The sequence below is a fragment of the Ruminococcus flavefaciens 007c genome, assembly GCF_000571935.1.
In the GTDB taxonomy this organism is placed as follows: Bacteria; Bacillota; Clostridia; order Oscillospirales; family Ruminococcaceae; genus Ruminococcus; species Ruminococcus flavefaciens_F.
Genome location: NZ_ATAX01000028.1, coordinates 1 through 2,500 on the forward strand (window position 1 = coordinate 1; position 2,500 = coordinate 2,500).

Below are 2,500 nucleotides of genomic sequence, written 5' to 3' on the forward strand. Positions count from 1 at the left end.
TCCCCGTCGATGTGGACTCTTGGGGGAGATCAGCCTGTTATCCCCAGGGTAGCTTTTATCCGTTGAGCGACGGCATTTCCACTCACATACCGCCGGATCACTAACTCCAACTTTCGTTACTGCTCGACCCGTCAGTCTCGCAGTTAGGCTCCCTTATGCGTTTACACTCAAAAGCATGGTTTCCATCCATGCTGAGAGAACCTTTGAGCGCCTCCGTTACCTTTTAGGAGGCGACCGCCCCAGTCAAACTGCCCACCTAACAATGTCCCCTGACTCGATTCAGAGCCACAGGTTAGAATTCCAGCACCTCAAGAGTGGTATCCCAAGGTTGACTCCATCAAAGCTGACGCCCTGACTTCCCAGTCTCCCACCTATCCTGTACATGAAATACCGAAATCCAATATTAAGCTACAGTGAAGCTCCATGGGGTCTTTCCGTCTAGTCGCGGGTAACCGGCATCTTCACCGGTACTACAATTTCGCCGGGCGGGTTGTTGAGACAGTGCCCAAATCGTTACACCATTCGTGCGGGTCAGAACTTACCTGACAAGGAATTTCGCTACCTTAGGACCGTTATAGTTACGGCCGCCGTTTACCGGGGCTTCAATTCAGAGCTCTCACTCCTCCTCTTAACCTTCCGGCACCGGGCAGGTGTCACCCCATATACGTCATCTTTCGATTTAGCATAGAGCTGTGTTTTTGCTAAACAGTCGCTTGGGCCTATTCTCTGCGGCTCTATTAAAGAGCACCCCTTCTCCCTAAGTTACGGGGTCAACTTGCCGAGTTCCTTAACAACCCTTCTCCCGTTGGCCTTAGAATCTTCTTCCTGTCTACCTGTGTCGGTTTGCGGTACGGGCTCCATCTTCTATACACACAGCTTTTCTCGCCTTCTTCCAAGTTTACTTCCCGCTCATTCGCAGTCCCTTACGACCGGGGCAACCATCGCCCGGCTAAACCCTTCAAAAGTGTCCCTGTGCTTAAATCTATGGAGGCTACGGAATTTCTACCGTATGTGCATCGGTTACGCCTTTCGGCCTCACCTTAGCTCCCGGCTTACTAGAAGCGGACGAACCTTCCTTCTAAAACCTTAGACTTTCGGCCATTATGATTCTCACATAATTCTCGCTACTCATTCCGGCATTCTCACTTGTGTAAAATCCACCACCGCTTCCGCTATGACTTCTCCTCTTACACAACGCTCCCCTACCCCTGTACATTGCTGTACAAGCCCAAGCTTCGGTATACGTTTTAGCCCCGTTGAATTTTCGGCGCAGAGTCACTCGACCAGTGAGCTATTACGCACTCTTTTAATGAGTGGCTGCTTCTAAGCCAACATCCTGGTTGTCTGTGCAACTCCACATCCTTCTCCACTTAAACGTATTTCGGGACCTTAGCTGTGGGTCTGGGCTGTTTCCCTTTCGACCACGAGACTTATCTCACGTAGTCTGACTGCTGTACTTAAATTATCCGGCATTCTTAGTTTGATATGGTTCAGTAACCTCTCGGCCCCTAGCCAATTCAGTGCTTTACCTCCGGTAATCATATACAACGCTAGCCCTAAAGCTATTTCGGGGAGAACCAGCTATATCCGGGTTCGATTGGAATTTCTCCGCTAGCCACACCTCATCCGCCACCTTTTCAACGGGGGTCGGTTCGGCCCTCCATGGAGCTTTACCTCCACTTCAGCCTGGACATGGCTAGGTCACCCGGTTTCGGGTCTATGACATACAACTTGACGCCCTATTAAGACTTGCTCTCGCTTCGGCTCCAGACCTTAAGTCCTTAACCTTGCTGCATATCATAACTCGCCGGACCATTCTACAAAAGGTACCATATCACACTTTGATGTGCTCTATGTGCTTGTAAGCACAGGGTTTCAGGTTCTCTTTCACTCCCCTCCCGGGGTTCTTTTCACCTTTCCTTCACAGTACTTATTCACTATCGGTCATTGGGTAGTATTTAGGCTTGGAGGGTGGTCCCCCCGACTTCCCACCGGGTTTCACGTGTCCGGCGGTACTCTGGATCCTGCTCGCTGACTTTTCTTTTCACTTACGCGACTCTCACGCTCTTCGGTCTGCCTTCCCATACAGTTCAGTTAAGATCGGTCAATACTAAATGCAGTCCGTAACCCCGAAAGAATTGCTTCTCTCGGTTTGGCCTCTTTCCCGTTCGCTCGCCACTACTTAGGAAATCTCGGTTGATTTCTCTTCCTCGCCCTACTTAGATGTTTCAGTTCAGGCGGTTTCCCTCATATACCTATTTGATTCAGTATATGATGACTGAGGTTTGCTCAGCCGGATTGCTCCATTCGGAAATCTGCGGATCAAAGTGTACTTACCACTCCCCGCAGCTTATCGCAGTTAATCACGTCCTTCATCGGCTCCCAATGCCAAGGCATTCGCCCTGCGCTCTTTTTAGCTTTACCATTTGCTTCATGTTTCTGAGTTCTCGTTATGAATTGTTAATTCATAAATACTTGTAGTTTTTTACCCGATAATTTT

Annotated in this window: 1 rRNA gene; it reads right to left on the reverse strand. The window is 49.5% G+C overall.

Going from position 1 to position 2,500, the window contains the following annotated elements:
* Positions 1–2,424 (reverse strand): 23S ribosomal RNA (locus RF007C_RS10760); the annotation flags it as partial.
* Positions 2,425–2,500 lie beyond the last annotated feature (76 nt).